Annotated in this window: 26 protein-coding genes; 6 read left to right on the top strand and 20 right to left on the bottom strand. The window is 72.9% G+C overall.

Going from position 1 to position 24,982, the window contains the following annotated elements:
- The first annotated feature begins 3 nt into the window (after positions 1–3).
- On the top strand, positions 4–579 hold the full coding sequence (locus J3P38_RS17935; protein WP_246856355.1) for a CGNR zinc finger domain-containing protein: 576 nt from the start codon (positions 4–6) through the stop codon (positions 577–579).
- Positions 576–2,222 carry a DNA repair helicase XPB gene (locus tag J3P38_RS15670; protein ID WP_210504310.1) on the top strand — a complete coding sequence of 549 codons (1,647 nt, stop codon included), beginning with the start codon at positions 576–578 and terminating at the stop codon, positions 2,220–2,222. Before J3P38_RS17935 ends, J3P38_RS15670 begins: the two co-directional genes overlap by 4 nt.
- 141 nt (positions 2,223–2,363) lie before the next feature.
- Here J3P38_RS15670 and J3P38_RS15665 read toward each other — a convergent pair whose 3' ends face one another.
- Complete coding sequence (locus tag J3P38_RS15665; RefSeq protein WP_210504309.1) at positions 2,364–3,404, bottom strand: NAD(P)-dependent alcohol dehydrogenase; 1,041 nt, start codon at positions 3,402–3,404, stop codon at positions 2,364–2,366.
- Between the two features lie 98 nt (positions 3,405–3,502).
- Positions 3,503–3,964, bottom strand: coding sequence for a MerR family transcriptional regulator (locus J3P38_RS15660; protein ID WP_210439893.1), 462 nt, complete (start codon positions 3,962–3,964; stop codon positions 3,503–3,505).
- A 124-nt stretch (positions 3,965–4,088) separates the two neighbouring features.
- Here J3P38_RS15660 and J3P38_RS15655 point away from each other — a divergent pair, with 124 nt between their 5' ends.
- From J3P38_RS15655 to J3P38_RS15645, 3 genes are read left to right on the top strand one after another with little or no spacing between them, the layout of a single operon-like run.
- Positions 4,089–4,394: a DUF1360 domain-containing protein gene (locus tag J3P38_RS15655; protein WP_210439892.1), complete on the top strand. Its 306-nt coding sequence runs from the start codon at positions 4,089–4,091 to the stop codon at positions 4,392–4,394.
- 40 nt (positions 4,395–4,434) lie between these two features.
- Positions 4,435–5,301 (top strand): oxygenase MpaB family protein, encoded by an 867-nt coding sequence (locus tag J3P38_RS15650; RefSeq protein WP_307807951.1) that lies wholly within the window; start codon positions 4,435–4,437, stop codon positions 5,299–5,301.
- Positions 5,298–5,882, top strand: coding sequence for an HD domain-containing protein (locus J3P38_RS15645; protein ID WP_210504307.1), 585 nt, complete (start codon positions 5,298–5,300; stop codon positions 5,880–5,882). Before J3P38_RS15650 ends, J3P38_RS15645 begins: the two co-directional genes overlap by 4 nt.
- Here the strand turns inward: J3P38_RS15645 and J3P38_RS15640 are convergent.
- The gene (locus J3P38_RS15640) at positions 5,869–6,591 is read right to left on the bottom strand and encodes a GntR family transcriptional regulator (protein WP_210439889.1); all 723 of its coding nucleotides are present in this window, start codon (positions 6,589–6,591) and stop codon (positions 5,869–5,871) included. The two genes, J3P38_RS15645 and J3P38_RS15640, sit on opposite strands and share 14 nt — an antisense overlap.
- A 117-nt stretch (positions 6,592–6,708) precedes the next feature.
- Here J3P38_RS15640 and J3P38_RS15635 point away from each other — a divergent pair, with 117 nt between their 5' ends.
- A complete protein-coding gene (locus J3P38_RS15635; RefSeq protein WP_374222621.1) occupies positions 6,709–7,320 on the top strand; it encodes an alpha-ketoglutarate-dependent dioxygenase AlkB in 612 nt (203 codons plus the stop codon).
- A 17-nt stretch (positions 7,321–7,337) separates the two neighbouring features.
- Here the strand turns inward: J3P38_RS15635 and J3P38_RS15630 are convergent, their stop codons facing one another.
- The 17 genes from J3P38_RS15630 to J3P38_RS15550 all read right to left on the bottom strand — a co-directional run bounded on the left by J3P38_RS15630 (position 7,338) and on the right by J3P38_RS15550 (position 24,975).
- Positions 7,338–8,030, bottom strand: a complete 693-nt coding sequence (locus tag J3P38_RS15630) for an SRPBCC family protein (protein ID WP_210504305.1) — start codon at positions 8,028–8,030, stop codon at positions 7,338–7,340.
- Positions 8,030–8,878, bottom strand: coding sequence for an FAD binding domain-containing protein (locus tag J3P38_RS15625; protein ID WP_210504304.1), 849 nt, complete (start codon positions 8,876–8,878; stop codon positions 8,030–8,032). Before J3P38_RS15625 ends, J3P38_RS15630 begins: the two co-directional genes overlap by 1 nt.
- Complete coding sequence (locus tag J3P38_RS15620) at positions 8,875–11,370, bottom strand: xanthine dehydrogenase family protein molybdopterin-binding subunit (protein ID WP_210504303.1); 2,496 nt, start codon at positions 11,368–11,370, stop codon at positions 8,875–8,877. Before J3P38_RS15620 ends, J3P38_RS15625 begins: the two co-directional genes overlap by 4 nt.
- Positions 11,367–11,852 carry a (2Fe-2S)-binding protein gene (locus J3P38_RS15615; RefSeq protein ID WP_210504302.1) on the bottom strand — a complete coding sequence of 162 codons (486 nt, stop codon included), beginning with the start codon at positions 11,850–11,852 and terminating at the stop codon, positions 11,367–11,369. Before J3P38_RS15615 ends, J3P38_RS15620 begins: the two co-directional genes overlap by 4 nt.
- Before the next feature lie 113 nt (positions 11,853–11,965).
- Complete coding sequence (locus tag J3P38_RS15610; RefSeq protein WP_210504301.1) at positions 11,966–12,919, bottom strand: ScyD/ScyE family protein; 954 nt, start codon at positions 12,917–12,919, stop codon at positions 11,966–11,968.
- Between the two features lie 224 nt (positions 12,920–13,143).
- Entirely contained in the window at positions 13,144–14,337 is a 1,194-nt protein-coding gene (locus tag J3P38_RS15605; RefSeq protein ID WP_307807950.1) for a transcriptional regulator, read from the bottom strand.
- Between the two features lie 240 nt (positions 14,338–14,577).
- On the bottom strand, positions 14,578–15,030 hold the full coding sequence (locus tag J3P38_RS15600; RefSeq protein ID WP_210504299.1) for a hypothetical protein: 453 nt from the start codon (positions 15,028–15,030) through the stop codon (positions 14,578–14,580).
- 206 nt (positions 15,031–15,236) lie between these two features.
- Positions 15,237–16,136: an exonuclease/endonuclease/phosphatase family protein gene (locus J3P38_RS15595; protein ID WP_210504298.1), complete on the bottom strand. Its 900-nt coding sequence runs from the start codon at positions 16,134–16,136 to the stop codon at positions 15,237–15,239.
- A 61-nt stretch (positions 16,137–16,197) separates the two neighbouring features.
- On the bottom strand, positions 16,198–17,331 hold the full coding sequence (locus J3P38_RS15590) for an XdhC family protein (protein ID WP_210504297.1): 1,134 nt from the start codon (positions 17,329–17,331) through the stop codon (positions 16,198–16,200).
- A complete protein-coding gene (locus J3P38_RS15585) occupies positions 17,324–18,448 on the bottom strand; it encodes a vWA domain-containing protein (protein WP_210504296.1) in 1,125 nt (374 codons plus the stop codon). The genes J3P38_RS15590 and J3P38_RS15585 overlap by 8 nt, the downstream gene beginning before the upstream one ends.
- A complete protein-coding gene (locus J3P38_RS15580; protein ID WP_246856354.1) occupies positions 18,445–19,323 on the bottom strand; it encodes an AAA family ATPase in 879 nt (292 codons plus the stop codon). Before J3P38_RS15580 ends, J3P38_RS15585 begins: the two co-directional genes overlap by 4 nt.
- Positions 19,324–19,365: 42 nt before the next feature.
- Positions 19,366–19,917, bottom strand: coding sequence for a nucleotidyltransferase family protein (locus J3P38_RS15575; protein ID WP_210439874.1), 552 nt, complete (start codon positions 19,915–19,917; stop codon positions 19,366–19,368).
- Positions 19,914–20,417, bottom strand: coding sequence for a hypothetical protein (locus tag J3P38_RS15570; protein WP_210439873.1), 504 nt, complete (start codon positions 20,415–20,417; stop codon positions 19,914–19,916). Before J3P38_RS15570 ends, J3P38_RS15575 begins: the two co-directional genes overlap by 4 nt.
- A gap of 80 nt (positions 20,418–20,497) precedes the next feature.
- A complete protein-coding gene (locus J3P38_RS15565; RefSeq protein WP_210504295.1) occupies positions 20,498–21,289 on the bottom strand; it encodes a methyl-accepting chemotaxis domain-containing protein in 792 nt (263 codons plus the stop codon).
- A gap of 104 nt (positions 21,290–21,393) precedes the next feature.
- Complete coding sequence (groL, locus tag J3P38_RS15560) at positions 21,394–23,022, bottom strand: chaperonin GroEL (protein ID WP_210439871.1); 1,629 nt, start codon at positions 23,020–23,022, stop codon at positions 21,394–21,396.
- Between the two features lie 193 nt (positions 23,023–23,215).
- Entirely contained in the window at positions 23,216–24,103 is an 888-nt protein-coding gene (locus J3P38_RS15555; RefSeq protein WP_210439870.1) for an ATP-grasp domain-containing protein, read from the bottom strand.
- The gene (locus tag J3P38_RS15550; protein WP_210439869.1) at positions 24,100–24,975 is read right to left on the bottom strand and encodes a hypothetical protein; all 876 of its coding nucleotides are present in this window, start codon (positions 24,973–24,975) and stop codon (positions 24,100–24,102) included. Before J3P38_RS15550 ends, J3P38_RS15555 begins: the two co-directional genes overlap by 4 nt.
- Positions 24,976–24,982 lie beyond the last annotated feature (7 nt).

Below are 24,982 nucleotides of genomic sequence, written 5' to 3'. Positions count from 1 at the left end.
AGGATGGACTTCATCCGGTACGCCGAGCGCTCGGCGGCGCTGGTCAACGTTGAGCTGCCCGACGAGGCGGCGCTGCGTGAGCACCTGGCCGACCGCACGTGGCTGCACGACGCGGTCGTCCCGGGCGACGTCGCCGCGCTCCACGCCTTCCGGGCCGAGCTGCGGCCGGTGTTCGAGGCCTCCGACGCCGACGACGTCCCGAGCGTCGTGCGCACGCTCAACGACCTGCTCGCCATGCATCCCGTCACGCCGATGATCTCCGACCACGACCCCGACGACCTGCACATGCACGTCGCGAACCGTGCCGCCTCGGTCGCCGAGCTGCTCATCGGCGAGGCGCTGATGGGCCTGGCCACCCTGGTCTGCGACCTCGGCGCGACCCGGCTGGGCATCTGCTCCGCGGCCCGGTGCGACCACGTCTTCGTCGACACCTCCCCCAACCAGTCGCGCCGCTACTGCTCCGACCGCTGCTCCTCGCGCGCCAACGTGGCCGCCTTCCGGGCCCGCCAGCGCCGGGCCGAGCAGACCAGGAGCGGCGCGCACGAGCCGGTCACCCAGCCCCGGGCGGCCACGTCGTGACCGACGGGCCCCTCATCGTCCAGTCCGACAAGACGCTCCTGCTCGAGGTCGACCATCCCTCCGCCGCCGAGGCGCGCAAGGCCATCGCGCCGTTCGCGGAGCTCGAGCGCTCCCCCGAGCACATCCACACCTACCGGCTCACGCCGCTCGGGCTCTGGAACGCCCGCGCCGCGGGGCACGACGCCGAGCAGGTCGTCGACGCGCTGCTGACCTGGTCGCGCTACGCCGTCCCGCACGCGCTGCTCGTCGACGTCGCCGAGACGATGGGCCGCTACGGCCGGCTGCGCCTGGAGAAGCACCCCGTGCACGGGCTCGTGCTGGCGTCGACGGACCGACCGGTGCTGGAGGAGGTGCTGCGCGCGAAGAAGGTCGCCGGCATGGTGGGCGCCCGCATCGACGACGACACCGTCGCGGTGCACCCCAGCGAGCGCGGCAACCTCAAGCAGGCGCTGCTCAAGCTGGGCTGGCCGGCCGAGGACTTCGCCGGCTACGTCGACGGCGAGGCCCACGCCATCGACCTCGCCGAGGACGGCTGGTCGCTGCGCCCGTACCAGCGTGAGGCCGCCGAGTCGTTCTGGGACGGCGGGTCGGGCGTCGTCGTCCTCCCCTGCGGGGCGGGCAAGACCATCGTCGGGGCTGCGTCGATGGCGCACGCCCGGGCGACCACCCTCATCCTCGTCACGAACACCGTCAGCGCCCGGCAGTGGAAGGACGAGCTGGTCGCCCGCACGTCGCTGACCGCCGACGAGATCGGTGAGTACTCCGGTGCCGTCAAGGAGATCCGCCCGGTCACGATCGCGACCTACCAGGTGCTCACGACCAGGCGGAAGGGCGTCTACCCGCACCTGGAGCTGCTCGACGCCCGCGACTGGGGCCTCATCGTCTACGACGAGGTGCACCTGCTGCCGGCGCCGATCTTCCGGATGACCGCCGACCTGCAGGCCCGTCGGCGCCTGGGCCTCACGGCGACGCTGGTGCGTGAGGACGGCCGCGAGGGCGAGGTGTTCTCCCTCATCGGGCCCAAGCGCTACGACGCCCCGTGGAAGGACATCGAGGCGCAGGGCTGGATCGCACCCGCCGACTGCGTGGAGGTGCGGGTCACCCTGCCCGACGGGGAGCGGCTGGCGTACGCCACCAGCGACCCCGACACGCGGTACCGGCTCGCGTCGTGCACCCACGCCAAGATCGACGTCGTCCGCGACCTCGTCCGCCAGCACGCCGACCAGCCGACGCTGGTGATCGGGCAGTACATCGACCAGCTCGACGAGGTCGCCGAGATGCTGGACGCACCGGTGATCAAGGGCGAGACGCCCGTGAAGGAGCGGCAGCGGCTCTTCAACGCCTTCCGCTCCGGCGAGATCGGGCTGCTGGTGGTGAGCAAGGTCGCGAACTTCTCGATCGACCTGCCCTCCGCGGAGGTCGCCATCCAGGTCAGCGGCTCCTTCGGGTCGCGACAGGAGGAGGCCCAGCGCCTCGGCCGGCTGCTGCGGCCGAAGTCCGAGGGCCGCAGCGCGCACTTCTACACCATCGTCTCCCGCGACACCGTGGACGCCGAGTTCGCGCAGAACCGGCAGCGCTTCCTCGCCGAGCAGGGCTACGCCTACCGCATCGTCGACGCCGGGGACCTGCAGGCCGAGGCGTAGTCGGACGCCCGCCCGGGACGTGGCGGGCCGGAGGGCGCGTTGCGACGGCGCGTCGGACGACCGGAGGTCCGGCCTCGCACCGGCGTCCACCGTGGGGTACGCCGCTCCGAGCCGGCTCGTGGTCGTCCGACGCGCCGCAGGTCAGGCCAGCGTGCTCGCGTCGATGACGAAGCGGTAGCGCACGTCGGAGGCGAGCACCCGCTCGTACGCCTCGTTGACCTGCTCGGCGCGGATCACCTCGACCTCGGAGACGATGCCGTGCTCGGCGCAGAAGTCGAGCATCTCCTGGGTGAGGGCGATGCCGCCGATCATCGAGCCGGCGAAGTTCCGGCGGGCGCCGATGAGCGTCATCGCGTGGAGGCTGAGCGGCTCGGCGGGCGCACCGACGTTGACGAGGGTGCCGTCGACGGCCAGCAGCCCGAGGTAGGCGTCGAGGTCGACCGGCGCGCTGACGGTGTTGACGATCAGGTCGAACGTCCCGGCCAGCGCCTCGAAGGTGTCCGGGTCGGACGTGGCGCGGTAGTCGTCGGCGCCGAGGCGCAGGCCGTCCTCCTGCTTCTTCAGCGACTGCGAGAGCACGGTCACCTCGGCGCCGAGCGCGTGAGCGATCTTCACGCCCATGTGCCCGAGCCCGCCGAGCCCGACGATGGCGACCTTCGTGACCGGGCCGGCTCCCCAGCGGCGGAGCGGGGTGTACATCGTGATGCCGGCGCACAGCAGCGGCGCCGCCGCGGCGGGGTCGAGGCCGTCGGGCACCGCCAGCACGAAGCCGGCGTCCACGACGACGTGGGTGGAGTAGCCACCCTGGGTGGTGGTGCCGTCGACGTCCGTCGCGGCGTACGTCCCGATCATGCCCCTGGCGCAGTACTGCTCGTCGCCCCGCAGGCAGCTCGCGCACTCCCCGCACGAGCCGACCATGCAGCCGACGCCGACACGGTCGCCCACCCGGTGCCGGGTGACCTCGGCCCCGACCTCGGTGACGGTGCCGACGATCTCGTGGCCGGGCACGACCGGGAAGGGCTGTGGGCCCCAGTCGCCGTTGACCGTGTGGATGTCGGAGTGGCAGATGCCGGCGTACTCGATGGCGATGAGCACGTCGTTGGCACCGACCTCGCGGCGCTCGATCGTGGTGGGGGCCAGAGGCTGGCCGGCTGCGGGGGCTGCATAGGCGTTGACGCGCATGCGGAAGCGCTCCTTCGTGGAGGGGGTGGAGGGAGAGGGTGGAGGGAGGAGGTGCAGTGATCACGGGTCCACGCGACGCGGGACCCGGGTGAGCGGCGCTAGGCCTTCTCGGCCCGCCGCAGCTCGGCGGCCAGGACCTGCGAGCGCTCGGCGAGCTCGTCGGTGCGGGCGGGGTCTCCCGCCTCGACCGACTGCCAGTAGGCGACCTTCAGGGCGACGTAGCGCTGGCGCAGCGCCAGCGCCTCCGCCTCGACCGCGAGCCGGCGCTGCTGGACCTCGAGCAGCTCGCGCTGGTCCGCAGCCGCGTCGGGACCGAGCCGGGCGTTGGCCATGTACCGGCGCATGTCGTCGAGCGACATCCCGGTCGCGGCCAGGCAGGCGACCGCCATCAGCTGGTCGAGGTCGTCCTCGTCGTAGGCGCGGTGCCCGCTGCTGGCTCCGCGGCTGACCGGAGGGATGACGCCGACCTGCTCGTAGTAGCGCAGCGTGCTGGCCGGCAGCCCGGTCAGGGCGGCCGCCTCCTTGATGGAGTAGCTGCGGGTGGCGGTCTCGCTGGTCACGTCTCGACCGTAGGAACTTCGAGTACTCGAAGTCAAAGGTCGCCTGCGTCACATCGCTCGACCGCGAGTGGTGCGGCCGGATCGGGGTACGGAGCGCTCTACCCCCGAACCGAGGAAGACACCGATGGCGAAGAACACCGAGGGGCCGCTCGCGCTCCTCGTCGACGGCCTGGCGACCTACCGCCTGGTGAAGCTGGTCCGCGACGACCGCATCACCGAACCGGCGCGCGAGGCCGTGGAGGCGCGCAACGGACCGCCGGAGCAGTCGAAGATCACCTACCTGCTCAGCTGCCCGTGGTGCCTGTCGATCTGGTTCGGCGCCGGCTTGACGCTGGCTCGTCACAAGTGGCCGACGGCCACCTCTCTGCTGACCCGCCCCCTGGCGCTGTCGGCGCTGACCGGGCTGGCCACCACCCACCTGGACCCGTGACGAGGACGTCGTCTCCCAGGGCGTGGCTAGCCTCGAGCGCGTGAACCTCCGCGAGCGCTTCGGCACCGAGCTCTTCCGCAAGGTGGCCGGGCCCGACGGGCCCCGGCAGCGCGAGCGGGTGCACGGCACGCCCGGCCCCCGCTGGTTCGCCCCCGACTCCCCCGTCGCGCGCGTCCACGGCGACGCGTCGATGTTCGTCGGGGGCATCCGGGCGGTGATGCTCCAGTCCCTGCACCCGGCCGCGATGCAGGGGGTCGCGGACCACTCGGGCTACCGCGGCGACATGTGGGGGCGGCTGGCGCAGGTCTCGATCTACATCGCGATGACCACCTTCGGCGCCGAGCGCGACGCCCTGCAGGTCATCCGCGCGGTCCAGCGCGCGCACGAGTCGGTCACGGGCACGATGCCCGACGGGACGCCGTACGCCGCCTCGGACCCTCACCTGCTCGGCTGGGTGCACGCTGCCGAGCTCGACAGCTTCCTCGCCGCGCACGACCGCTTCGGCCACCGCCCGCTGGTCGGAGCGGAGCGCGACGAGTACGTCGCCCAGGCGGGCGTGCCGGCCCGCCACCTCGGGGTCATCGACCCACCGACCTCCGTCGACGAGCTGCGCGCGGTCCTGGCGGCGTACGGTCCGGAGCTGCGAGGGACACCGGCCGCGGTCGACGCCATCCGGTTCCTCGTGCTGCACCCCGACCTGCCCCTCGCCGCCCGTCCGGGATACCTGTCCCTCGTGACCGCTGCGATCGGGCTGCTGCCGCCGGAGGCGCGCCGCGAGCTCCGGCTGCCGCCCGCGCCGCCGGTGACCAACCGGCTACTGGGCGCCGCGGCGACCCGCACCATCCGCTGGGCGATGGCGCCGGCCCACGCCCACGCGCGCGCCCTGCAGGACCGGGCCGGCACGTGAGCCTCGCCGATCGCTGGCCACTGCCGGGCCGGCACGACCTGCGCGACGAGCTGCTCGCCGCCTGGGACCGCCCCGGCTACCACGACCGGCTCCACCTCACCGAGGTGCTCGACCGGCTCGACCGGCTGGCCGCGGCGGGCGCCGACTTCGACCCGGTCACCGTCCGCCTGGCCGCGTGGTTCCACGACGCGGTCTACGACGGCGCCGACGACGACGAGGAGCGGTCGGCCGCGTGGGCCGAGCGCGCGCTCCCCGAGCCGTACGCCGAGGAGGTGGCGCGCCTGGTGCGGATGACCGCGCACCACCGACCCTCCGACGAGGACCCGGCGGCGTGTGCGCTCAGCGACGCCGACCTCGCGATCCTGGCCGCGCCGCCCGAGCGCTACGACGCCTACGTCGCGGGGGTGCGGGCCGACTTCGCCGAGGTGCCGGACGCCGACTTCCGCGCAGGTCGCGCGGCGGTGCTCCGCGGCCTCGCGGCGAAGCCGTACGTCTTCCACACCGCGCCCGCGCGCGAGCTGTGGGAGGCGGCCGCGCGGGCGAACCTCGAGCGCGAGCTGGGAGAGCTCAGCGGTCGTTGAGCTGGAGGTAGACCGTGAACCGGTCGTGCCGGTAGCACGTGCGCGAGACCTCCACGATGCGCCCGTCGGACACCGCTCGCCGGGCGTGGCGCAGCACCGGGTCACCCACGGCGATGTCGAGCATGGCGGCCTCGTCGGCGCTCGCGCGGTCGGCGCTGATGGAGTCCTCGGCCTCGGTGGGGCGCAGGCCGCGGGCGGCCAACGCGTCGTAGAGGCTCGTGGGCGTGCCGTGCTGCAGGAACCCCGGCAGGAGGACCTCGTTGAGGTAGGCGTCCTCGACGCAGACGACGGCCTGGTCGGCCCGACGCAGTCGGCGCCAGTGCAGCACCGGGTCGCCCGGCGAGATGTCGAGCGCGCGCGCCACGCCCGGCCCGGCCTGCTCGACGCGGGCCAGCAGCGTCTGCGACTCCGGGAGCATGCCCCGGCGCCGCACCTCCTCGGTGAACGAGGTGAGCCGGCCGGCGGACGTGGGCGGCTGGGCGACGAACGTGCCGCGGCCGGGGATGCGCTCGAGCAGACCCTCGGCCACCAGCGCGTCGAGCGCCTGGCGGACGGTCATCCGCGCCACGCCGAACCGCGCCACCAGCTCACGCTCGGACGGGGCGGCCGAGCCCGGCGGCTGCGTCTCGATGAGGGCGCGGACGTGCTCGCGGACCTGCACGTGCTTGAGCGCCCGCTGTCGCGGTACGACGAGGTCCACCGGATCCATGGCAGTCAGGCTAGGACTGGGCTGGACCGGCGTCCGCAAATTGACCAACCCGGGTCGAGACCTTGGATGATTCTTGATGTTCGAACTCGTGTTCGATCGTCCGGTACACTCGAGGCCGTGGACTTCCAGACGTCCCTGTTCGCCGAGCCCGCCGCGGGCTCCGCGGCGCTGTCACCCGAGCGCCGGCGGCTGACACGCGGGGCGTGGGTCGACGTGCAGCGCGACTGGCTGACCGACCCCGACGCCGTCTTCTCCGCCCTGGTCGAGCGCGTGCCGTGGCGTGCGGAGCGGCGGGAGATGTACGACGCCGTGGTCGACGTGCCGCGGCTCGTGCACACCTACCTCCAGGGCGCCCCGCTGCCGCACCCGGCTCTCGCCCGGGCCCGCGACGACCTCACGGCCCACTACCTCCCCGAGCTGCGCGAGCCGTTCGTGACCGCCGGCTGCTGCTACTACCGCGACGGTCGCGACTCGGTCGCGTGGCACGGCGACACCATCGGCCGCGGCCGCACCGCCGACACGATGGTCGCGATCGTGAGCGTCGGCGACCCGCGGCGGCTGCTGCTCCGTCCCCGCGGCGGCGGCGCGTCGATCGCGCTGACGATGGGGCACGGCGACCTCGTGGTGATGGGCGGCTCGTGCCAGCGCACCTGGGAGCACGCCGTGCCGAAGGTGGCCCACTCGGGCCCGCGCATCTCCGTGCAGTTCCGCCCGCTCAACGTCTTCTGAGCCCGGGGGTCGCGAGCTCACCTCCGCAGGAGCCGGCGCAGCACCACCAGCCCGGCGAGCGCCGCGACCGCCTGCCTCCAGTAGGACCTGGCGATCACCGGCAGCACCGCGGTGCCGAGGTCGAGCGCGTCGGTCCGGGCGCCGGGCGCGGACCGGTTGGGCGCCGGCCGGCCGGGCAGGGGCTGGTGGAGCGCCGGCTCGGCGGCGGTCACCGGTGGCGCGTCGGCCGACGGCTCGCCTCCGGCCTCGGCGGCGGTGGCCGGTGGCGGCGCGGCGAGCCGCTGCTCGAGGCAGGCGACGAACTGCCCGAGCAGCTTGTCCGACACGTCCTGCATGACGCCGCGGCCGAACTGGGCGGGCTTGCCGGTGATGGAGAGGTCGGTCTCGACGGAGACGTCGGTCGATCCACCGGCGTCGGTCATCACGACCGTGACCTTCGCCCCCGCCGTGCCGTTGCCGCGTTTGTCCTTGCCCTTCGCGTCGACGACGAACCGGTAGGCCCCGGCATCCTTCTCCACGAACGTGCCGCTGCCGTTGTACTGCAGGGCGATCGGTCCCAGCTTGACCTTCACCGACCCGGAGAAGGACTGCTCGTCGGCCTCGGTCACCTGGGCCCCGGGGAAGCACTCGGCCACCGACGCGATGTCGTTGAAGTGCGCCCACGTCTCCTCGACGCCGATCGGCACGGTGAAGCGGTGGCTCAGCTCCACTACGACGCCCCGGCGGCTGCGAGGACGGCGCGGCGGGTGAGCACCCGCGCGAGGTGCCGGCGGTAGTCGGCCGCCCCGTTGAGGTCGGTCGGCGGGTCGGTTCCCTCGGCGGCGAGGTCGGCCGCGGCGCGTACGCCGTCCTCGCTCGCCGGCGCACCCGCCAGCGCCTGCTCGGTCGCGGTGGCCCGCAACGGGGTGGGGCCCATGTTGGTCAGGCCGACCCTCGCCTCGTCGATCGAGCCGCGCACCGTCGCGGCCACCGCCACGATCGGCCACTGGTGCGCGACGCGCACGAACTTCTCGTAGTGCGCGCCCCACCCGGTGTGCTTCGGGACGCGGACCTCGACGAGGATCTCGTCGTCGCCGATCGCGGTCTCGAACAGGTCGACGAAGAAGTCGGTCGCCTCGACCGTGCGGCTCCCGCCGGGTCCGGCGATCACGAACTGCGCGCCGAGGGCGAGCGCCGGCGCCCCGAGGTCACCCGCGGGGTCGGCGTGCGCCAGGGCACCGCCGAAGGTGCCGCGGTGGCGGATCTGCGCGTCCGCGACCTCGGCCGCCGCCTTCGACAGCAGCAGGGCGTGCTCGCGCACCAGGGCGTGGTCACGTACGTCGTGGTGGGTGGTCATCGCGCCGATCACGATGGCGTCGCTCTCGTCGCGGATCCCTCGCAACGACGCGATGCCGCCGAGGTCGATCACCACCTCGGGCGCGTTGAGCCGCATCCGCAGCACCGGCAGCAGGCTCTGCCCACCCGCCATGATCTTGGCCTCGTCGCCGTGCTCACCCAGCGCGGCCAGTGCCTCCTCGACCGACGACGGCGCGAGGTAGTCGAACTTCACGGGGATCACAGGCCTGCTCCTTCTCCTGCGGTCGGGTCCTGGTTGAGCGCGCCGGCCTCGAAGTGCGGCATCGCGTCCGACGCGGTCGAGGCGTCGCCGTCGCCGGCATGGATGGCCCGCCACACCCGCTCGGGCGTGCAGGGCATCTGGATGTCGGAGACGCCGAGGTGGCGTACGGCGTCCACGACGGCGTTGACCACTGCCGGCGTCGACGCGATGGTGCCCGCCTCGCCGACGCCCTTGGTGCCGAGCGAGTTCGTGGTGCAGATGCTCGGCTGGTCGGTGTGGACCACGTCGAAGGAGATGGTGTCGGCCGCGGTCGGCAGGAGGTAGTCGACGAACGAGCCGCTGACGAGCGTGCCGGACTCGTCGTGCACGGCCTCCTCCCACAGTGCCTGCGCGATGCCCTGCACCAGTCCGCCGTGCACCTGCCCGGCCACGATCAGCGGGTTGATGATCGTGCCGATGTCGTCGCAGCAGGTGTACTTGCGCATCTTCACCGCGCCCGTCTCGGTGTCGACCTCCATGGCGCACAGGTGCGTGCCGTGCGGGTAGTTGAAGTTGACGGGGTCGAAGGTGGCGTCGGCGTCGAGGCTCGGCTCCATGTCCTCGGGGTAGTCGTGCGCGGCGAACGCCGCCGTTGCGAGCTCCTGGATCGCGACGCCCTGGTCGGTGCCGCGGACGGTGAACCGGCCGCCTGCGTAGTCCAGGTCGTCGGCGTTGGCCTCCAGCACGTGCGCGGCGAGGTGCCGGGCCTTCTCGACGACCTTGTCGACGGCGCGGACCAGCGCCTCACCGCCCACCACGAGGGAGCGCGAGCCATAGGTGTCGAGGCCCTTGTGCGCCACCTGGGTGTCGCCGTGCAGCACCTCGACGTCCTCGAACGGGACGCCCAGCCGGTCGGCGACGATCTGGCTGAACGCCGTCTCGTGGCCCTGGCCGTGGGCGCTCGCGCCGGTGACGATCTCGACCGTGCCGGTGGCCAGCATCCGCACGCTCGCGTGCTCCCAGCCGCCGGCGCCGTAGTCGAGGCTGCCGAGCACCCGGCTCGGCGCGAGGCCGCACATCTCGGTGAACGTCGAGACACCGATTCCGAGCTGGACGCGGTCACCGCGCTCGCGCCGCTCGCGCTGCTCGGCACGCAGCGCGTCGTAGCCGAACACCTCCTTGGCCCTCGCGGTGGCCGCCTCGTAGTTGCCGGAGTCGTACTCCAGCCCGGCGACCGTCGTGAACGGGAACTCCTCGTGGGTGATCCAGTTGCGCTCGCGGATCTCGAGGGGGTCGACGCCCACCTCCGCGGCCAGCTCGTCCATGAGCCGCTCGACCGCGTACGTCGCCTCGGGCCGGCCGGCCCCGCGGTAGGCGTCGGTGAACGTGGTGTTGGTCAGCACGGTCTGGCACTCGAAGCGGTAGGAGGGGAACTTGTAGATCGCGTTGAACATGAACGCGCCGAGCACCGGGACGCCCCCGCCGACGATGGCGATGTAGGCACCGAGGTCGGCGTCGAGGTGCACCTTGAGACCGGTGACCCGGCCGTCCCGGTCGGCGGCGAGGGTCAGGGTCTGGACCTGGTCCCGGCCGTGGTGGGCCGCCATCAGGCTCTCGCTGCGGGTCTCGGTGTACTTCACCGGCTTGGCCAGCCGGCGCGCCACGGCCCAGGCGATCCACTCCTCGGGCGTGGTCTGGAGCTTGCCGCCGAAGCCACCACCGACGTCAGGGGCGACGACCCGGATCTTGGACTCGGGCACGCCGGTGGTGGCCGCCAGGGCGAACCTCAGGATGTGCGGGATCTGGGTCGCCGACCACATGGTGATCTGCTCCCCCGTGGGGTCCACCACGACGCTTCGCGGCTCCATGAACGCGGGGATGAGCCGCTGCTGGCGGTACTCCCGCTCGATGAGGATGCCGTTGGTGCGGGCCTCCTCGATCGCGGCGTCGACGTCGCCGCCGGTGCCGGCCTCGCCGGAGTCGAAGACCCAGAGCGCGGACTTGTTGGTGCCGAGGTCGGGGTGCGCGAGGACCGAGTCCTCGAGCGCCTTCTTGATCCCGACGACGGCGGGCTGCTCCTCGTACTCGACGTCCACCAGCTCGGCGGCGTCGCGCGCCTCGGCCGCGCTGCGCGCCACGACGACGGCGACGACCTCGCCGGCGAACGCGACCCGGTCGGCCGGCATCGGCGAGTGGGCGGGCGTCTTCTGCTCCGGGGTGATCGGCCAGGCGTTGATGCACACGCCGAGCTCGTCGCCGAAGTCCCGGCCGGTGAACACCCCGACGACGTTGGGTGCCGACCTGGCGGCGTCGACGTCGATCGAGGTGATCGTGGCGTGGGCGAACGGGCTGCGGACCATCGCGAGGTGGAGCATCCCCGGCAGCGTGATGTTGTCGGTCCAGCGCGTGCGGCCGGTGATGAGCCGCTGGTCCTCCTTGCGCCGGCGGTCCTTGCCGATCTCGGCGGCGTCCTGGTCGACCTCGCCGCCGGGACGCTCCTGGGTCGCGGTCATGCGCGCGCACCCCCCGCCGACTGGCCCGCGGCGTGCAGGACGCTCTTGACGATGTTGTGGTAGCCCGTGCAGCGGCAGAGGTTGCCCTCCATGCCGAGCCGGACCTCCTCCTCGCTCGGGTCGGGGTTCTCGGCGAGCAGGTCGACGGCCTGCATGATCATGCCCGGTGTGCAGAAGCCGCACTGCAGGCCGTGGCACTCGCGGAACGACTCCTGCACCGGGTGCAGGCCTCCCTGGGCGGTGTCCGCGAGCCCCTCGATCGTCGTGACGGTGCGGCCGTTGGCCTGCACGGCGAGGACGTTGCACGACTTCACGCTCGTGCCGTCGAGGTGGACGGTGCAGGCGCCGCAGTTCGAGGTGTCGCAGCCGATCACCGTGCCGGTCTTGCCGAGCGTCTCCCGCAGGTACTGCACCAGCAGCATCCGGGGCTCGACGTCGTCGGAGACCGCGGCCCCGTCGACGGTGAGTTCGATCTTGGTCATGCGGCGCCTCCGTGCGTGTGAGGTGGGTCACTCGACGCCGACGCTAGGGCGGGTCGGTTGGAACCCGGTTGGTCGGTGCGGACCGGCCGCCGCACACGCACGGAGGCCGCACGTCAGTAGCGCAGGACCACGCCCTTCGGCTTCTCCGACAGCACCTGCGCGGAGACGTACACGTCGCCGCGGGCCCACTCGACCGCAGCGGGCATCATCACCTCGGCCCAGGGCCTGGCGGTCGTGCTGCCGGCCTTGATGCGCGAGACCTGGCCGCCGAAGAGCTGCGCCACGTAGACGTCGCCGTTCCTGGCGACCGCCACGCCCGTGGCTCCGGCGAACCCGGACGCCACCTCACGGACCTTGCCTGTCCTGGCCTTCACCTTCACCAGCCGGCCCTGGGCGCCGATGCTGCCGTCCTCGGGTCCCCCGGGCAGCAGCGTCACGTAGAGCCAGCCGCCCTTGCCGACCTCGACGTCGGTCGGCACCGACTCGAAGTTGAACGTGTGGCCCACCGTGCAGGCCGGCAGCCCGTTCGCCGCGGCCGCCTCGGCGGTCACCACGACGGGGACCGGCGGGAGCACCGCCACGGTCTTGACCTTGCCGTTGGGCTTGACCGACAGGATGGTGTTGCCGGCGGCGTCGGCGACGTAGGTCCTGCGCTTGTGCACGGCGGTGGCATAGGGGTGCGACTCCAGGATGCCGGTGTAGGCGGCCGGCACCTCCGGCGGCATCTGTGCGGCGCACGCCGCGTCGAGGTCGCTGAACCCGTAGGCCACGTCGCCGTCGGGGTTCTTGGTGCGCTCGTGCTGCCACAGGTCCGCGACCTTGGTGGGCCGGCTCCCGGGGCGCATGGACCACAGCGCGGTCCTCCTGCCCTTGGTCGTCGCGAAGTGGATCTTGCCCCTCGACGCGGACAGGGCGCCGACCTCCGTGCCCTTCTTGGCGGCGTAGACCACCCGGGGCTTGCCGCCGGGCGGGACCGCCGTGAGCAGCCCGGCGAAGTTCTGGCTGACGTAGGCGGTGCCGTTGCCGGCGACCACCATGCTGAGCGGCGTGACCAGCTTCTTCGCCACCGTCGTGGGTTCGGGTGCCTGAGAGGCACTCGCCGCGGGACTGCCCATGAGGCTCCCCGTGAGCAGGACGACGGCCCCCACAGCCGTCGCGCGTCGTGTTGCAGCCATGCGTTCTCCCTTGTCGTGGCCACGCCCTCCCTGGCGCGGCGGTCCTCCGCAGGATCGGCCGGTCGACGCAGGCGGGGCGCCGCCCCCACACGCTTATCCCCCAAATCGGAGGCGGATCACCGGGCGCTCGCCAGCCGTCCCTTGAGCAGCGGGGCGACCGGGTGGTGCACCGGCAGGGCGGCCAGGCAGGCCTCGACGACCGCGGTGTCGTAGGGCGCCAGCTCGCTGTAGCGCAGCACGCCGTCCGCGTCGGGATCGGCCAGGAGCGCCTCGCGCACGCTCACGGCCAGGTAGTCGCCCATCTGCACCAGCGCGGGCGAGTTCGTCCCGGGCAGGAGGTCGCCCCCGTAGGCGCGCACCGCCGCCCGTACGTCGCCCCGGCGCAGCAGCCGCTGCACCTCCTCGACGTCGGTGGTCACCGGCATGGTGAGGCGGTAGGGCCGCGAGGAGAGCTGGCCCGAGAGCGCGGACCGCAGGTGCGAGACCTCGGCCTTGAGCGTCGACGTGGTCACCGCGGCGTCGCCGTAGAGCAGCGCGTGCAGGTGCTCCACCGACAGGCCCGACGGGTGCAGCGCCAGCAGCGCCAGGATCTCGGTCTGCCTGCGGTTGAGCAGCAGCCGCTGGCCGTCGAGCCACACCTCCGCGGTGCCGAGCAGGGTCAACGTCAGCCCCGGCTCGTGGGGGCCGGGGTCGCCGGCGAGCGTCGCACGCCGGTCGGTGGGCAGCGCACCCTCGATGAGCCGCGCCATCACCCGCGCGGTCGCGAGGCCGATCGGGTGGGTGCGGTCCCAGGTCGTCGAGAGGTCGATGACGCCCAGCGAGCGACCGGTGGCCGGGTCGAAGACCGGCGCCGCCCAGCAGACCCAGTTGTGCACGACCTCGGCGTAGTGCTCGGCGCTGAAGACCGTCGCGGCTTCACCGGTGCGACCAGCGAGCGCGAGCGCGTTGGTGCCCACGCTCTGCTCGTCCCACCGGCCGCCGGGCACGAAGTTCACCGACTCCGCCTTGCGACGCATCACCCGCCCGCCGTAGGTCCACAGGATGCGGGTCTGGTCGTCGGTCACGGCGATCACGAGGTCGCCGTCCTCGGCGGTGCGGCGCAGCTCGTCCTGCACCCGCTCGACGGCCGTCTGCAGCGGCGAGGCCCTCCAGAAGTCGGCCGTGTCGCCCTCGTCGGCGAGCGGGGCACGGGTGACGTCCGGTGACACGACCCCCGAGAGCTGCCAGCTGCGCAGGATCTCCGGGCGCACGGCCTCGGTCTCGTCGGCGCCGTCCCCGACGAAGCGCGTCCACGCGCGCACGGCGCTCACGCGGCGAGCGTGCAGGTCATCGCTGGTCATGGCGGCTCCCGGTGGGTCGCGGCCAACCTAGCCGGAGTGTGACGTCCACAACAGGGATCGCTCGTCGTCGTGCATCCCGGTCGCTGCGAGAAGCCCCGACGAGGACGCGTCGAGTGACGACACCTGCGGTGCTCGTCGTCACCTACGAGTCGTGCGTCCCCTCATACCGGTGCGCGAGCCCCTTTGCGGGAGCCTCGTGCGCGCCCTCGGTCACGCGGGGTTGTCGAGCGCGGCCTGGCGCGTGCCAGCAACCCAGGCGAACGCGACCGCCCCGGCGGCCGCCACGATGGCCGATGAAGCCACGTGGAGGTGGCTGAGCTCGACCCGTCCGATGACCGACGTGAGAACCAGCACGGCCGGGCAGCACGCCGCAGCGACGACGGCGGCAAGCGGTCGAGCAGTCGACGCGTGTCGTCCCCGTCCGACCAGGAACATGAGCACGGCACCCACGACGACACCGGAGAACACTCCCAGCGTGACGCCCAGCAGAGCGCCGAGCATCGTCGATCCGACGGGGTCGCCGACCAAGGGCCCCACGCCTTCGGCGGGGGTCGCCAGCCAGCCCAGCACCGCACCCACCACGGCTCCGCCCACGACTCCGGTCACGGGACCGGCGAGGAGCCACCAGGCATCGGGCGGATACCTCTGCGGCGAGTCACTCACAGGCGAACCCTAGTCCGCGCGTCGGCCCGGACAGGGGCATGACCGTGGCGGACGCCAGCGTCTGGACTCGTGTCTGCGACTACATCGACGCAGCGGACGTGGTCGGTCAAGTCCCTGTCGCTCGACGTCAGCCGTTCGCCGTACTTCTGGCCACCGGGCCCCCAGCCCGCTCGGCCCAGCGTGCGGGCGGCGTCGCCCGCCCGCGGTCAGCGCTTGCGCTTGAAGGTGGCGACGATGCCGGGGTGGTCGGTCACCAGGTGGCGGTACGACCGGTAGGAGCGGATGCGGAAGGCCGAGTCGCGCTCGGCCATCACGTAGTCGATCCCCGATCCACCCTTGCGGCCGCTGTAGTTGGTCTCCAGGCGCAACGGCCTGGTGATCCGCCCCTTCACGAGGTGGTCGGTGGTGTCCCGGTTCTCGGTCACGTTGCAGTCGCACATCGCGACGAACTGGTGCCCCTTGCGCGTGTCCTGGGCGATGGCGCGCACTCGGCTGGCCATCCGCCACATGGCCTCCACCCCGCCGCGGTTGGCGTAGCGGGGCCCGCCCGTGCGGCGGTCGTGTAGGTGGTTGGGCAGGTGGAAGCTCACGGCCCGGATGACGTGACCGCTCGCACGGTGCCTGAGCACGGCCACCACGCCGTACTGGTCGTGGGCGATCCGGCCGGTCTGGCGCCGCCAGGTCCTGCCGGTGAGGAGGGCCGACCAGGTCTTCTCGAGCTCCCAGACGTCCTTGTCGAAGGCGATCGGGTTGTCGTCCGTGCCGGTCGGGCCCTTCGGCATCAGCAGGGTCCACGACTTCGGGAGGGACGCGCGCAGTGCGGAACGGCTGAACAGGCGCTCCTGGAAGCCGATGACCGAGGCGCCGCCGCCGATCACCTGGCTGATGTCGTGGCGCATGCCGGCGACCCGCATCCCCTTGCGCAGGTTGAGCGTCGCCACGTCGAAGCGGTGGGCGGGCCCGGCGCTCGCGGCCTGGGATCGTGCCTCCTCACGGGCCTGCGCTGCCGAGGCGCCGGGCGTCACACCGACGAGCAGCAGCAGGGTCGCGACGGCGAGGGCGGTCGATCGGGCGACGTTCCGGGACAGGGCAGCAAGAAAAAGCACCCGCACGACCATAGGCGGACGACTCCCACCGGCAAATTCGTCGTCGGAGGGCGCCGGCCGGTCAGTCGTCGTGGTGGATGCGGCCCCGCGTGGTCGTGAGCCGCTCGCCCGAGCCGCCCCACCGGCGGGCCACGACCTCGGCGGCGATCGAGACGGCGGTCTCCTCGGGCGTCCGGGCGCCGAGGTCGAGCCCGATCGGCGAGGAGAGCAGGGCCAGCTCGGCCTCGGTCAGGCCGGCCTCGACGAGCCGGGCCGTCCGCTCCTCGTGCGTGCGCCGGGAACCCATGGCGCCGATGTAGCCGGGTCGCACGTCCTCGTCCAGCCGCAGGGCCACCTCGAGCAGCGGTACGTCGAACTTGGGGTCGTGCGTCAGCACGGCCAGGACGGTCCGGCGGTCGATGCGCCCTGCCGCGAGCTCGGCCTGCAGGTAGCGGTGCGGCCAGTCCACGACGACCTCGTCGGCGCCCGGGAACCGGGAGGTCGTCGCGAAGACCGGCCGCGCGTCGCACACGGTCACGTGGTAGCCGAGGAAGGAGCCGACCTTCGCCACCGCGGCGGCGAAGTCGATGGCGCCGAACACGAGCATCCGCGGCTTGGGCGCGAACCCCCACACGAAGACCCGCATCCCCTCGCCACGGCGCTCGCCCTCGGGACCGTAGGTCAGCGTCGCGTTGGTGCCGGCGGCGAGCAGGCCGAGCGCGTCGTCGTGCACCGCCGCGTCGGCGCGGCCGGAGCCCAGGCTGCCCTCCGCGGCGGCGTCGGGGCGCACCACCATCCGGCGGCCGACGCGGGCCGGGTCCGGGTGCGCGATGACGGTGGCGAGGGCGACCGGCCTGCCGGCACCGACGTCGGCCGCGACGCCGGCCAGCTCGGGGAACGTCTCGCGGGAGACCTGCTCCACGAACACGTCGAGGATCCCGCCGCACGTCAGTCCGACCGCGAAGGCGTCGTCGTCGGAGACGCCGTAGCGCTCGAGCACCGGCTCCCCGGACGCGACCACGCTCTGCGCCAGGTCGTAGACCGCCCCCTCCACGCAGCCGCCCGACACCGAGCCGACCGCCGTGTCGTCTGGGCCGACGAGCATCGACGCGCCGGGCGGCCGGGGCGCGGACCGGAAGGTGGCGACGACGGTGCCGACACCGACGGTCTCGCCGGCCTCCCACCACGCCATCAGCTCGGGCAGCACGTCACGCACGGCCGATCACCCCGGTCAGGTCCGCGAACGTCGCCAGCGAGTGCCCTGCGAGGAAGTCGTCGCAGTGCGGCAGCGCGGCGACGACCCCGCCCTGCAGCGGCTCGTAGCCGGCCTTGCCGCGGTGCGGGTTCACCCAGACCACCCGGTGCGCGATCCGCTGCAGGCGGGCCATCTGCTCGCCGAGCAGCCCGGCGTCGCCGCGCTCCCACCCGTCGCTGAACACCACGACGACGGCACCGCGGGCCAGCCCGCGCTGACCCCACCGGTCGAGGAAGACCCGCAGCGTCTCCCCCAGTCGCGTCCCGCCGGACCAGTCGGGCACGACCTCGCCGGCGGCGACGATGGCCCGCTCGGCGTCGGGCCAGCGCAGCGCGCGGGTGACGTGGGTCAGCCGGGTGCCCACGGTGAACGTCTCGACGGTGCCGCCGGCGGTCCGCGCCGACTGGGTCAGGCGGTGGGCCAAGCGCAGGAGCGCGTCGGCGTACGCGCTCATGGAGCCGCTGACGTCGACGAGCAGCACCACCCGGCGCGGGCGGGTGCCGCGCCTGCGCCAGGCGAGCTCGCCGGGCTCTCCGAGTCGACGCAGCGAGTCGCGCAGCGTGCGCGGGGCGTCGAGCTCGCCCCGGTGCCAGCGGCGGTGGCGGGCGGTGCGCCGCACGGGCGGGTGCAGCGACAACCGGCCGAACATCGCGGCAAGGCGTCGCCGCTCCGCGGCGTCGAGCGTCGCCACGTCCCGGTGCCGCAGCAGGTCCGCGGCCGAGGCGGCGGCGCGGACGACGTCCTCGTCCCCGTCGGGGTCGGTGCCGGCGGCGTCCTCGGCATCGGGCAGCAGGTGGGCCGAGGCGGGGCGGGACGCCTCGCGCGGGTGCGCGCGCGGCAGGCCGTCACGCGGGTCGTACCACGCGGCGAACACCTGGTCGTGCCGGGCGAGGTCGTCGGGCGACCCGCACAGCGTCGCGCGGCCCGCCCAGTAGACCGCCTGCCGGTCGTCGACACCGACGGCCGCGACCGCGACGAGGTAGGCGCGCGCCCGGTCCTGGGTCACCGGCACGCCGGCCGCCCGCAGCGCCCGGGTGAAGCCGAGCAGGATCTCGTCGGGACCGCGGTCGGGCGTCATCGCGCGAGCATCCGCTCCAGCGCGACGCGCACCCGGTCGGCGTCCTCCCGGTACTTCAACAGCGCGCCGAGGGTCGCGGCGGCCGACGCCAGGTCGATCTCGGCGGTGCCCAGGTAGGTCAGGGCGCGGGCCCAGTCGAGGGTCTCGGCGACACCGGGCGGCTTGAGCAGGTCGTCGCGTGCGCGCAGCTGCTGGACGAGCCCTACGACCTGCAGCGCCAGCGCCTCGCTGACCTCGGGCGCCCGCGACCGGACGATCTCCACCTCGCGGTCGAGACCGGGATGGTCGATCCAGTGGTAGAGGCATCGGCGCTTGAGCGCGTCGTGCAGCTCGCGGGTGCGGTTGGAGGTGAGCACCACCAGCGGCGGCTCGGGAGCGGTGACCGTGCCGAACTCGGGGATCGTCACCTGCCAGGTCGACAGCACCTCCAGCAGGAACGCCTCGAACTCGTCGTCGGCGCGGTCGACCTCGTCGACCAGCAGCACGGCCGGCGCCTGCCGCAGTGCCGCGAGCACCGGCCGCGCGAGCAGGAACCGCTCGTCGTACAGGCTCTTCTCGGCCTCGTCGGAGTCGACCTGCCCGGCCGCCTCGAGCGCCCGCAGGTGCAGGATCTGGCGCGGGAAGTCCCAGTCGTAGAGCGCCTGGCTGGCGTCGATGCCCTCGTAGCACTGCAGCCGGACCAGCGGCAGGTCCAGTCCCTGCGCGAGCGCCTCGGCCAGGGCCGTCTTCCCGGTCCCTGGCTCCCCCTCCAGGAGCAGCGGCCGCTGCATCCGCGCGGCGAGGAACACGACCGTCGCGAGCTCGCCGTCGGCGAGGTAGCCGGTCGTTCCCAGCCGAGCGGCGACGTCGGCGGCGGAGTCCATCCCTGGCGGCATGCGCCTCAGGCTACGACCCGCCACGTTGGTTGCACGTTGGCCTCAGCGGGTGTCGACGTCCGCGCCCGACGCGAGGTCGCCGCACTCGACGAGCGCGACCTCGTGCTGCGCGAGGTAGTCGCGGGCACCGCGGTCGCCGGTCGCGGTCGCGACGACGCCCGTCCAGTGGTCCCGTCCGATCAGCACCGGGTGCCCCGGCATGCCGTCGTACGCCGCCCGCGCGAGGTCGGCCGACCCGCGCGAGGTCCCGACGAGCCGCGCCACGACGTCTCCGCCGACGTCGGGCAGGTCCACCAGCGACACCAGCGCGGCGTCGTGCCGCGTGCCTGCCAGGGCGGTGAGGCCGGCGCTCAGCGAGGCGCCCATGCCCTCGGCCCAGTCGTCGGCGCGGATCCGCGACACGGACATCGGGAGCAGGGCCGCGGCCCGCTCCGCCTCGGCGCCGAGCACCACCACGACCTCGGCGCAGGGACGCAGCGCCTGCACCGAGCGGAGCAGCCAGGACGTGCCGTCGTCGTCGCGGGCGAGTGCCTTCGGACCGCCGAACCGCTCCCCGGACCCTGCCGCGAGGAGCAGCCCGGCGACCGACGTCACCGCGGGAAGGCCTCGGCGTAGAGCGCCTCGAGCTCGGGCGACTTCTCCGCGGTGAACCCGCACAGGGTGACCCTGTCGCCGGTGGCGCTGACGAGGTAGGTCTTGCCCTCCTCGAGGTCGACGGCCATCAGCAGGTCCTCGAGGGCCTTGCTCGGAGACGCGACGGTGACGGTCTCGGCCTTCCCGCCGGCGTACCAGTGGTCGACGGCCAGCGTCGCGCTGCCGTCGTCCAGCGAGGTCACCGTGCCCTCGAAGGCCGTGTCGAACGTGGCCAGCGTCTCGGCGGAGGGCATCGCGCACTTGCCGGCCGCCGAGGACTCCACGGTCAGGGCGAGCGTGCCGGTGCCCGCCTCGGAGCTGGTGGCCGGGCTCGACCCGGCCGCGCTCGACCCGGCCGGGGCGGCGTCGCCCCGGTCGTCGGACCCGCAGGCGGCCAGGCCCAGCACGGCGACGAGGGACGCGGCGAGGCGGGCGACGGTACGGGATCGGCTGGTGTTCACGGTTCCTCCTGCGGAAGCGGGGCCGGTGCGGTCACCGTGCCACACCCCTTCGACGCCGGCCGTCGCGGGGGCGTTCCGCCTCAGGCGTCGTCCTCGTCCTCGAGCTTGCGCCTGAGCCTCCCGACGCCGGGGATCTTGCCGAGGAGCTCGTTCAGCTCGCGGCTGACGTCGAGCAGCTCGTGCAGGTCCGGCGCGACCGTTCCGAGGGTCGTCAGCACCGGGAGCACGTCGCGCTCGACCTGGACGGTCAGCCCGGGCAGATGGTCGACGAGCCGGACCAGCGCGGCCACCTCGTCGGGGTGGGTGGTGTCCGCGAGCGTCCGGAGGACCGGCAGCAGCGTCGTCAACGGGGGCTCGAGGGCGTCGAGGAGACCCACGGCGCGGCCGACCAGCGCGTCCGCGTCGTCGGCCACGGTCCCGACGCGGTCGATCTGCTTCTGCGCGTCGTCGGCCACCGCACCCACGCGGTCGATCTGCTTCTGCGCGTCGTCGGCCACCGCACCCACGCGATCGATCTGCATCCGCGCGTCGTCGGCCACCGCACCCACGCGGTCGATCTGCTTCTGCGCGTCGTCGGCCACCGCACCCACGCGATCGATCTGCATCCGCGCATCGTCGGCCACCGCACCCACGCGGTCGATCTGCTTCTGCGCATCGTCGGCCACCGCACCCACGCGGTCGATCTGCTTCTGCGCATCGTCGGCCACCGCCTCCACACGGTCGAGCGTGACGGAGGCCCGGGCGAGCAGCACCTCGGCCTGGTCGATGAGGGCCAGCACGCGCGGCACGGCCCCGAGCAGCATCTCGACCTGATCACCTCCGCGACCGAGGGCGGAGATCACGTCGCGGGGGCCGGGCACGGGCAGGCGCATGGTTCATTCCTACCAGCGGTGTCCCCGGGGTCGCGGGAACGCAGCAGGGCCCCCGCCGGAGCGGGGGCCCTGCTGGTGGTGCGTGGTGCTCGGGGGAGCCGGACTCAGAAGTCCATGCCGCCCATGCCGCCCATGTCGCCGCCGGGCACGGCCGGCGCCTTCTCGGGCTTGTCGGCCACGACGGCCTCGGTGGTGAGGAACAGCGCGGCGATCGACGCGGCGTTCTGCAGCGCCGAGCGGGTCACCTTCGCCGGGTCGATGATGCCCTCGGCGATCATGTCGACGTAGTCGCCGGTGGCCGCGTTGAGACCGTGACCGGCCTCCAGGTTGCGGACCTTTTCGGAGATGACGCCGCCCTCGAGACCGGCGTTGACCGCGATCTGCTTGAGCGGGGCCTCGATGGCGACCTTGACGATGTTGGCACCGGTGGCCTCGTCGCCGGTCAGCTCCAGCTTGGAGAACGCCTCGGCACCGGCCTGGACGAGCGCCACGCCGCCGCCGGCGACGATGCCCTCCTCGACTGCGGCCTTGGCGTTGCGGACGGCGTCCTCGATGCGGTGCTTGCGCTCCTTCAGCTCGACCTCGGTGGCCGCGCCGACCTTGATCACGGCGACGCCGCCGGCGAGCTTGGCGAGGCGCTCCTGCAGCTTCTCGCGGTCGTAGTCGGAGTCCGACTTCTCGATCTCGGCGCGGATCTGGTTGACCCGGCCCTCGATCTGGGCCTGGTCGCCGGCACCCTCGACGATGGTGGTCTCGTCCTTGGTGATGACGACCTTGCGGGCCTGGCCGAGCAGCTCGAGGCCGGCGGACTCGAGCTTGAGGCCGACCTCCTCGGAGATGACCTGGCCGCCGGTGAGGATGGCGATGTCCTGCAGCATGGCCTTGCGGCGGTCACCGAAGCCCGGCGCCTTGACGGCGACGGAGCGGAAGGTGCCCTTGATCTTGTTGACGACCAGGGTCGACAGCGCCTCGCCGTCGACGTCCTCGGCGATGATCAGCAGCGGCTTGCCGGACTGCATGACCTTCTCGAGCAGCGGCAGCAGGTCCTTGACCGTCGACACCTTGGAGTTCGCGATGAGGACGTAGGGGTCCTCCAGCACGGCCTCCATGCGCTCGAGGTCGGTGGCGAAGTAGGCGGAGATGTAGCCCTTGTCGAACCGCATGCCCTCGGTCAGCTCGAGGTCCAGCCCGAAGGTGTTGGACTCCTCGACGGTGATGACGCCTTCCTTGCCGACCTTGTCCATGGCCTCGGCGATGATCTCGCCGACGGTGGTGTCGGCCGCGGAGATCGACGCGGTGGAGGCGATCTGCTCCTTGGTCTCGACGTCCTTCGCCATGCTGAGCAGCTGCTCGGACACGGCGGCGACGGCGGCCTCGATGCCTCGCTTGAGACCCATCGGGTTCGCGCCGGCCGCGACGTTGCGCAGGCCCTCGCGGACCATGGCCTGGGCCAGGACGGTCGCCGTCGTCGTGCCGTCACCGGCGACGTCGTCGGTCTTCTTGGCGACCTCCTTGACCAGCTCGGCGCCGATCTTCTCGTAGGGGTCCTCCAGCTCGATCTCCTTGGCGATCGAGACACCGTCGTTGGTGATCGTGGGGGCGCCCCACTTCTTCTCCAGCACGACGTTGCGGCCCTTGGGGCCCAGGGTGACCTTGACCGCGTCGGCGAGGGTGTTCATACCCCGCTCGAGGCCGCGGCGGGCCTCCTCGTTGAAAGCAATCAGCTTCGGCATGACTTGCGCGATTCCTTGTCGACGTGAGTTCTGTGGGTACGACGCCGGGCGGGCTGCCCGCGACGGACGATCCGCTCCCCCGGCGATCCATTCACACCGGCTTCGCGGACCTCAGCGTCACCTGGGTCGCTGTCACTCTCTCGTCGAGAGTGCCAACCTCATGTTTAGCACTCGACCCCCGAGAGTGCAAACGTCAGGCCGGGGGCCGCGGCCGCGAGGACCGGTAGGAGCTCCGCGCGGCCACCAGGTCGGCGAACGGGGCGGCGTTGGCCGTGGAGACGTTGAGGTAGAGGCCGGGCTCGATGAGCTCGAGCTCGCTGACGACCCAGTCGCCCTCCCAGTGCAGGAGGTCGACCCGGAGGTAGTCGATCGGCCGGCCGAACCGCTCGGCCATGGCGCCGTGGGCGCGCAGGACGAGGTCGGCGACGTCGCCGGTCGGCACTGCGCGCACGGTGCCGCCGAACTCCTCGTTGACGCGGACGTCGCCCGCTCCCGGCAGCTTGTCGAAGCGCTGGGTCACCTCACCGCCGAGCACGTGGACGGAGGTCTCGCCCCGGGTCCGGACGGACTCCACAAGGGGCTGGACCACCCACGGGCCGCCGACCTCCGGGTGACCGGGATGGCTGCGAGCCGGGACGCCGAGGCGCGGGTCGTCGGCGTCGCTGACGACGAGGAGCCCCGCACCGCCGGCGCCCACGCGCGGCTTGACGACCGCGCTGCCGAAGCGGCGTACGGCGTCGGCGAGCGCGGCGCGGTCGTCGGCGAGCAGCGTCGGGACGGCGGGCAGGTCGCCGAGCTCGGTGAGGTAGCGCTTGTCGTGGTTCCACGCGAACACGTCGTGGCCGTTGAGCAGGCGGGACTGGTCGAGGGAGGCGGTCCAGCCGAGGAACTCGGTGTGGCGCGCCACGTAGTCCCAGGTCGACCGCACGGCGACCAGGTCGGCCGCAGCCCAGTCGACGGCCGGGTCGTCCCAGCGCGCCCAGGCGTGCTCGATGCCGCGGGCGCGCAGCTCCGCGTCGAGGGCCGCCGCGCCCGGCTCCCCCTGCGGCAGGTCGCCGCTGGTGGCGAGCAGGACGCTCATGCCCCGGGCTGCTCGGAGGGCTGCTCGGACGTCTGCTGGGCGGGGACCGCGGAGGACCCGTGGAACTCGTGAGCGGAGTGGTCGCGGTTGGTGCCCTCGCGGTTGTCACCCTTCTCGATGATCACGAGGTTGTGGTAGCAGTGCACCGACCGCACCCACTGGTCGGTGTAGGTGGGCTCGTAGCCCTCGATGAGGAACTCCTCGTGGTTGAGGCCGTCGATGAGGTCCTTGACGAGGTCCATCGACGTGCCGGGCGCGCGGGGGTCGAGCTGACCACCCCACGCCGGCCAGTAGGAGGTCTGGGTGTCCTCGATGCAGTAGATCGCGCCGTCGGGCAGCAGCGGGAACAGGATCCGGAAGGACTCGCGGACGTGCGCCGGGATGTGGCTGCCGTCGTCGATGACGACCATCGGCGCCCCCTGCTCGTCGATGATCCGCTGGAGGATCTCGGGGTCGGTCTGGTCACCGAGGTAGGCGTGGATGCGCCCCCGTGTGAGCCACGACTTGTCCTCGATGTCGAGGCCGACGATGCGGGCCTTGGGGAAGAACCAGCGCCACATCTTCATCGAGGCGCCGCTCCTGCGGCGCTTCTGGTAGCCGCCGATGCCGAGCTCGAGCAGCGTGAACGACTCCGTGCGGAGGTGCTGCAGGTGCCGCTCGTAGTGCGGCGTGTACCTGTGGACGCCCCACTTGTCGGTGCCGAACTCGATCGCGAGCTCGGTGAGGTTGCTGGCCAGCAGCCGGCGGCGGCGCTCCGCCTTCGCGTCGACGACCGGCTCGGGCGCCTCGGGCACGGGCGATGCCTGGATGCGGCCGGCCCTCTGGGCTGCCTTCTTCAGGGCCTGGCCGGCTCGTCGAGCGGTGGTGCGCACCCGCGAA

Origin of the sequence: Nocardioides xinjiangensis, assembly GCF_017916455.1 — a bacterium.
In the GTDB taxonomy this organism is placed as follows: domain Bacteria; phylum Actinomycetota; class Actinomycetes; order Propionibacteriales; family Nocardioidaceae; genus Nocardioides; species Nocardioides xinjiangensis.
Note: the sequence above shows the minus strand (reverse complement) of the source record. Positions and strands in the feature narration are given on the sequence as shown.

What these genes read in the sequence shown, in the direction of transcription:
- J3P38_RS17935 (WP_246856355.1), top strand. Translation starts at nt 4, where the DNA reads ATGGACTTCATCCGGTACGCCGAGCGCTCGGCGGCGCTGGTCAACGTT.
- J3P38_RS15665 (WP_210504309.1), bottom strand. Translation starts at nt 3,404, where the DNA reads ATGCGCGTCAACGCCTATGCAGCCCCCGCAGCCGGCCAGCCTCTGGCC.
- J3P38_RS15655 (WP_210439892.1), top strand. Translation starts at nt 4,089, where the DNA reads ATGGCGAAGAACACCGAGGGGCCGCTCGCGCTCCTCGTCGACGGCCTG.
- J3P38_RS15640 (WP_210439889.1), bottom strand. Translation starts at nt 6,591, where the DNA reads ATGGATCCGGTGGACCTCGTCGTACCGCGACAGCGGGCGCTCAAGCAC.
- J3P38_RS15620 (WP_210504303.1), bottom strand. Translation starts at nt 11,370, where the DNA reads ATGACCGCGACCCAGGAGCGTCCCGGCGGCGAGGTCGACCAGGACGCC.
- J3P38_RS15615 (WP_210504302.1), bottom strand. Translation starts at nt 11,852, where the DNA reads ATGACCAAGATCGAACTCACCGTCGACGGGGCCGCGGTCTCCGACGAC.
- J3P38_RS15585 (WP_210504296.1), bottom strand. Translation starts at nt 18,448, where the DNA reads ATGACGCCCGACCGCGGTCCCGACGAGATCCTGCTCGGCTTCACCCGG.
- J3P38_RS15580 (WP_246856354.1), bottom strand. Translation starts at nt 19,323, where the DNA reads ATGCCGCCAGGGATGGACTCCGCCGCCGACGTCGCCGCTCGGCTGGGA.
- J3P38_RS15565 (WP_210504295.1), bottom strand. Translation starts at nt 21,289, where the DNA reads ATGCGCCTGCCCGTGCCCGGCCCCCGCGACGTGATCTCCGCCCTCGGT.
- groL (WP_210439871.1), bottom strand. Translation starts at nt 23,022, where the DNA reads ATGCCGAAGCTGATTGCTTTCAACGAGGAGGCCCGCCGCGGCCTCGAG.
- J3P38_RS15555 (WP_210439870.1), bottom strand. Translation starts at nt 24,103, where the DNA reads ATGAGCGTCCTGCTCGCCACCAGCGGCGACCTGCCGCAGGGGGAGCCG.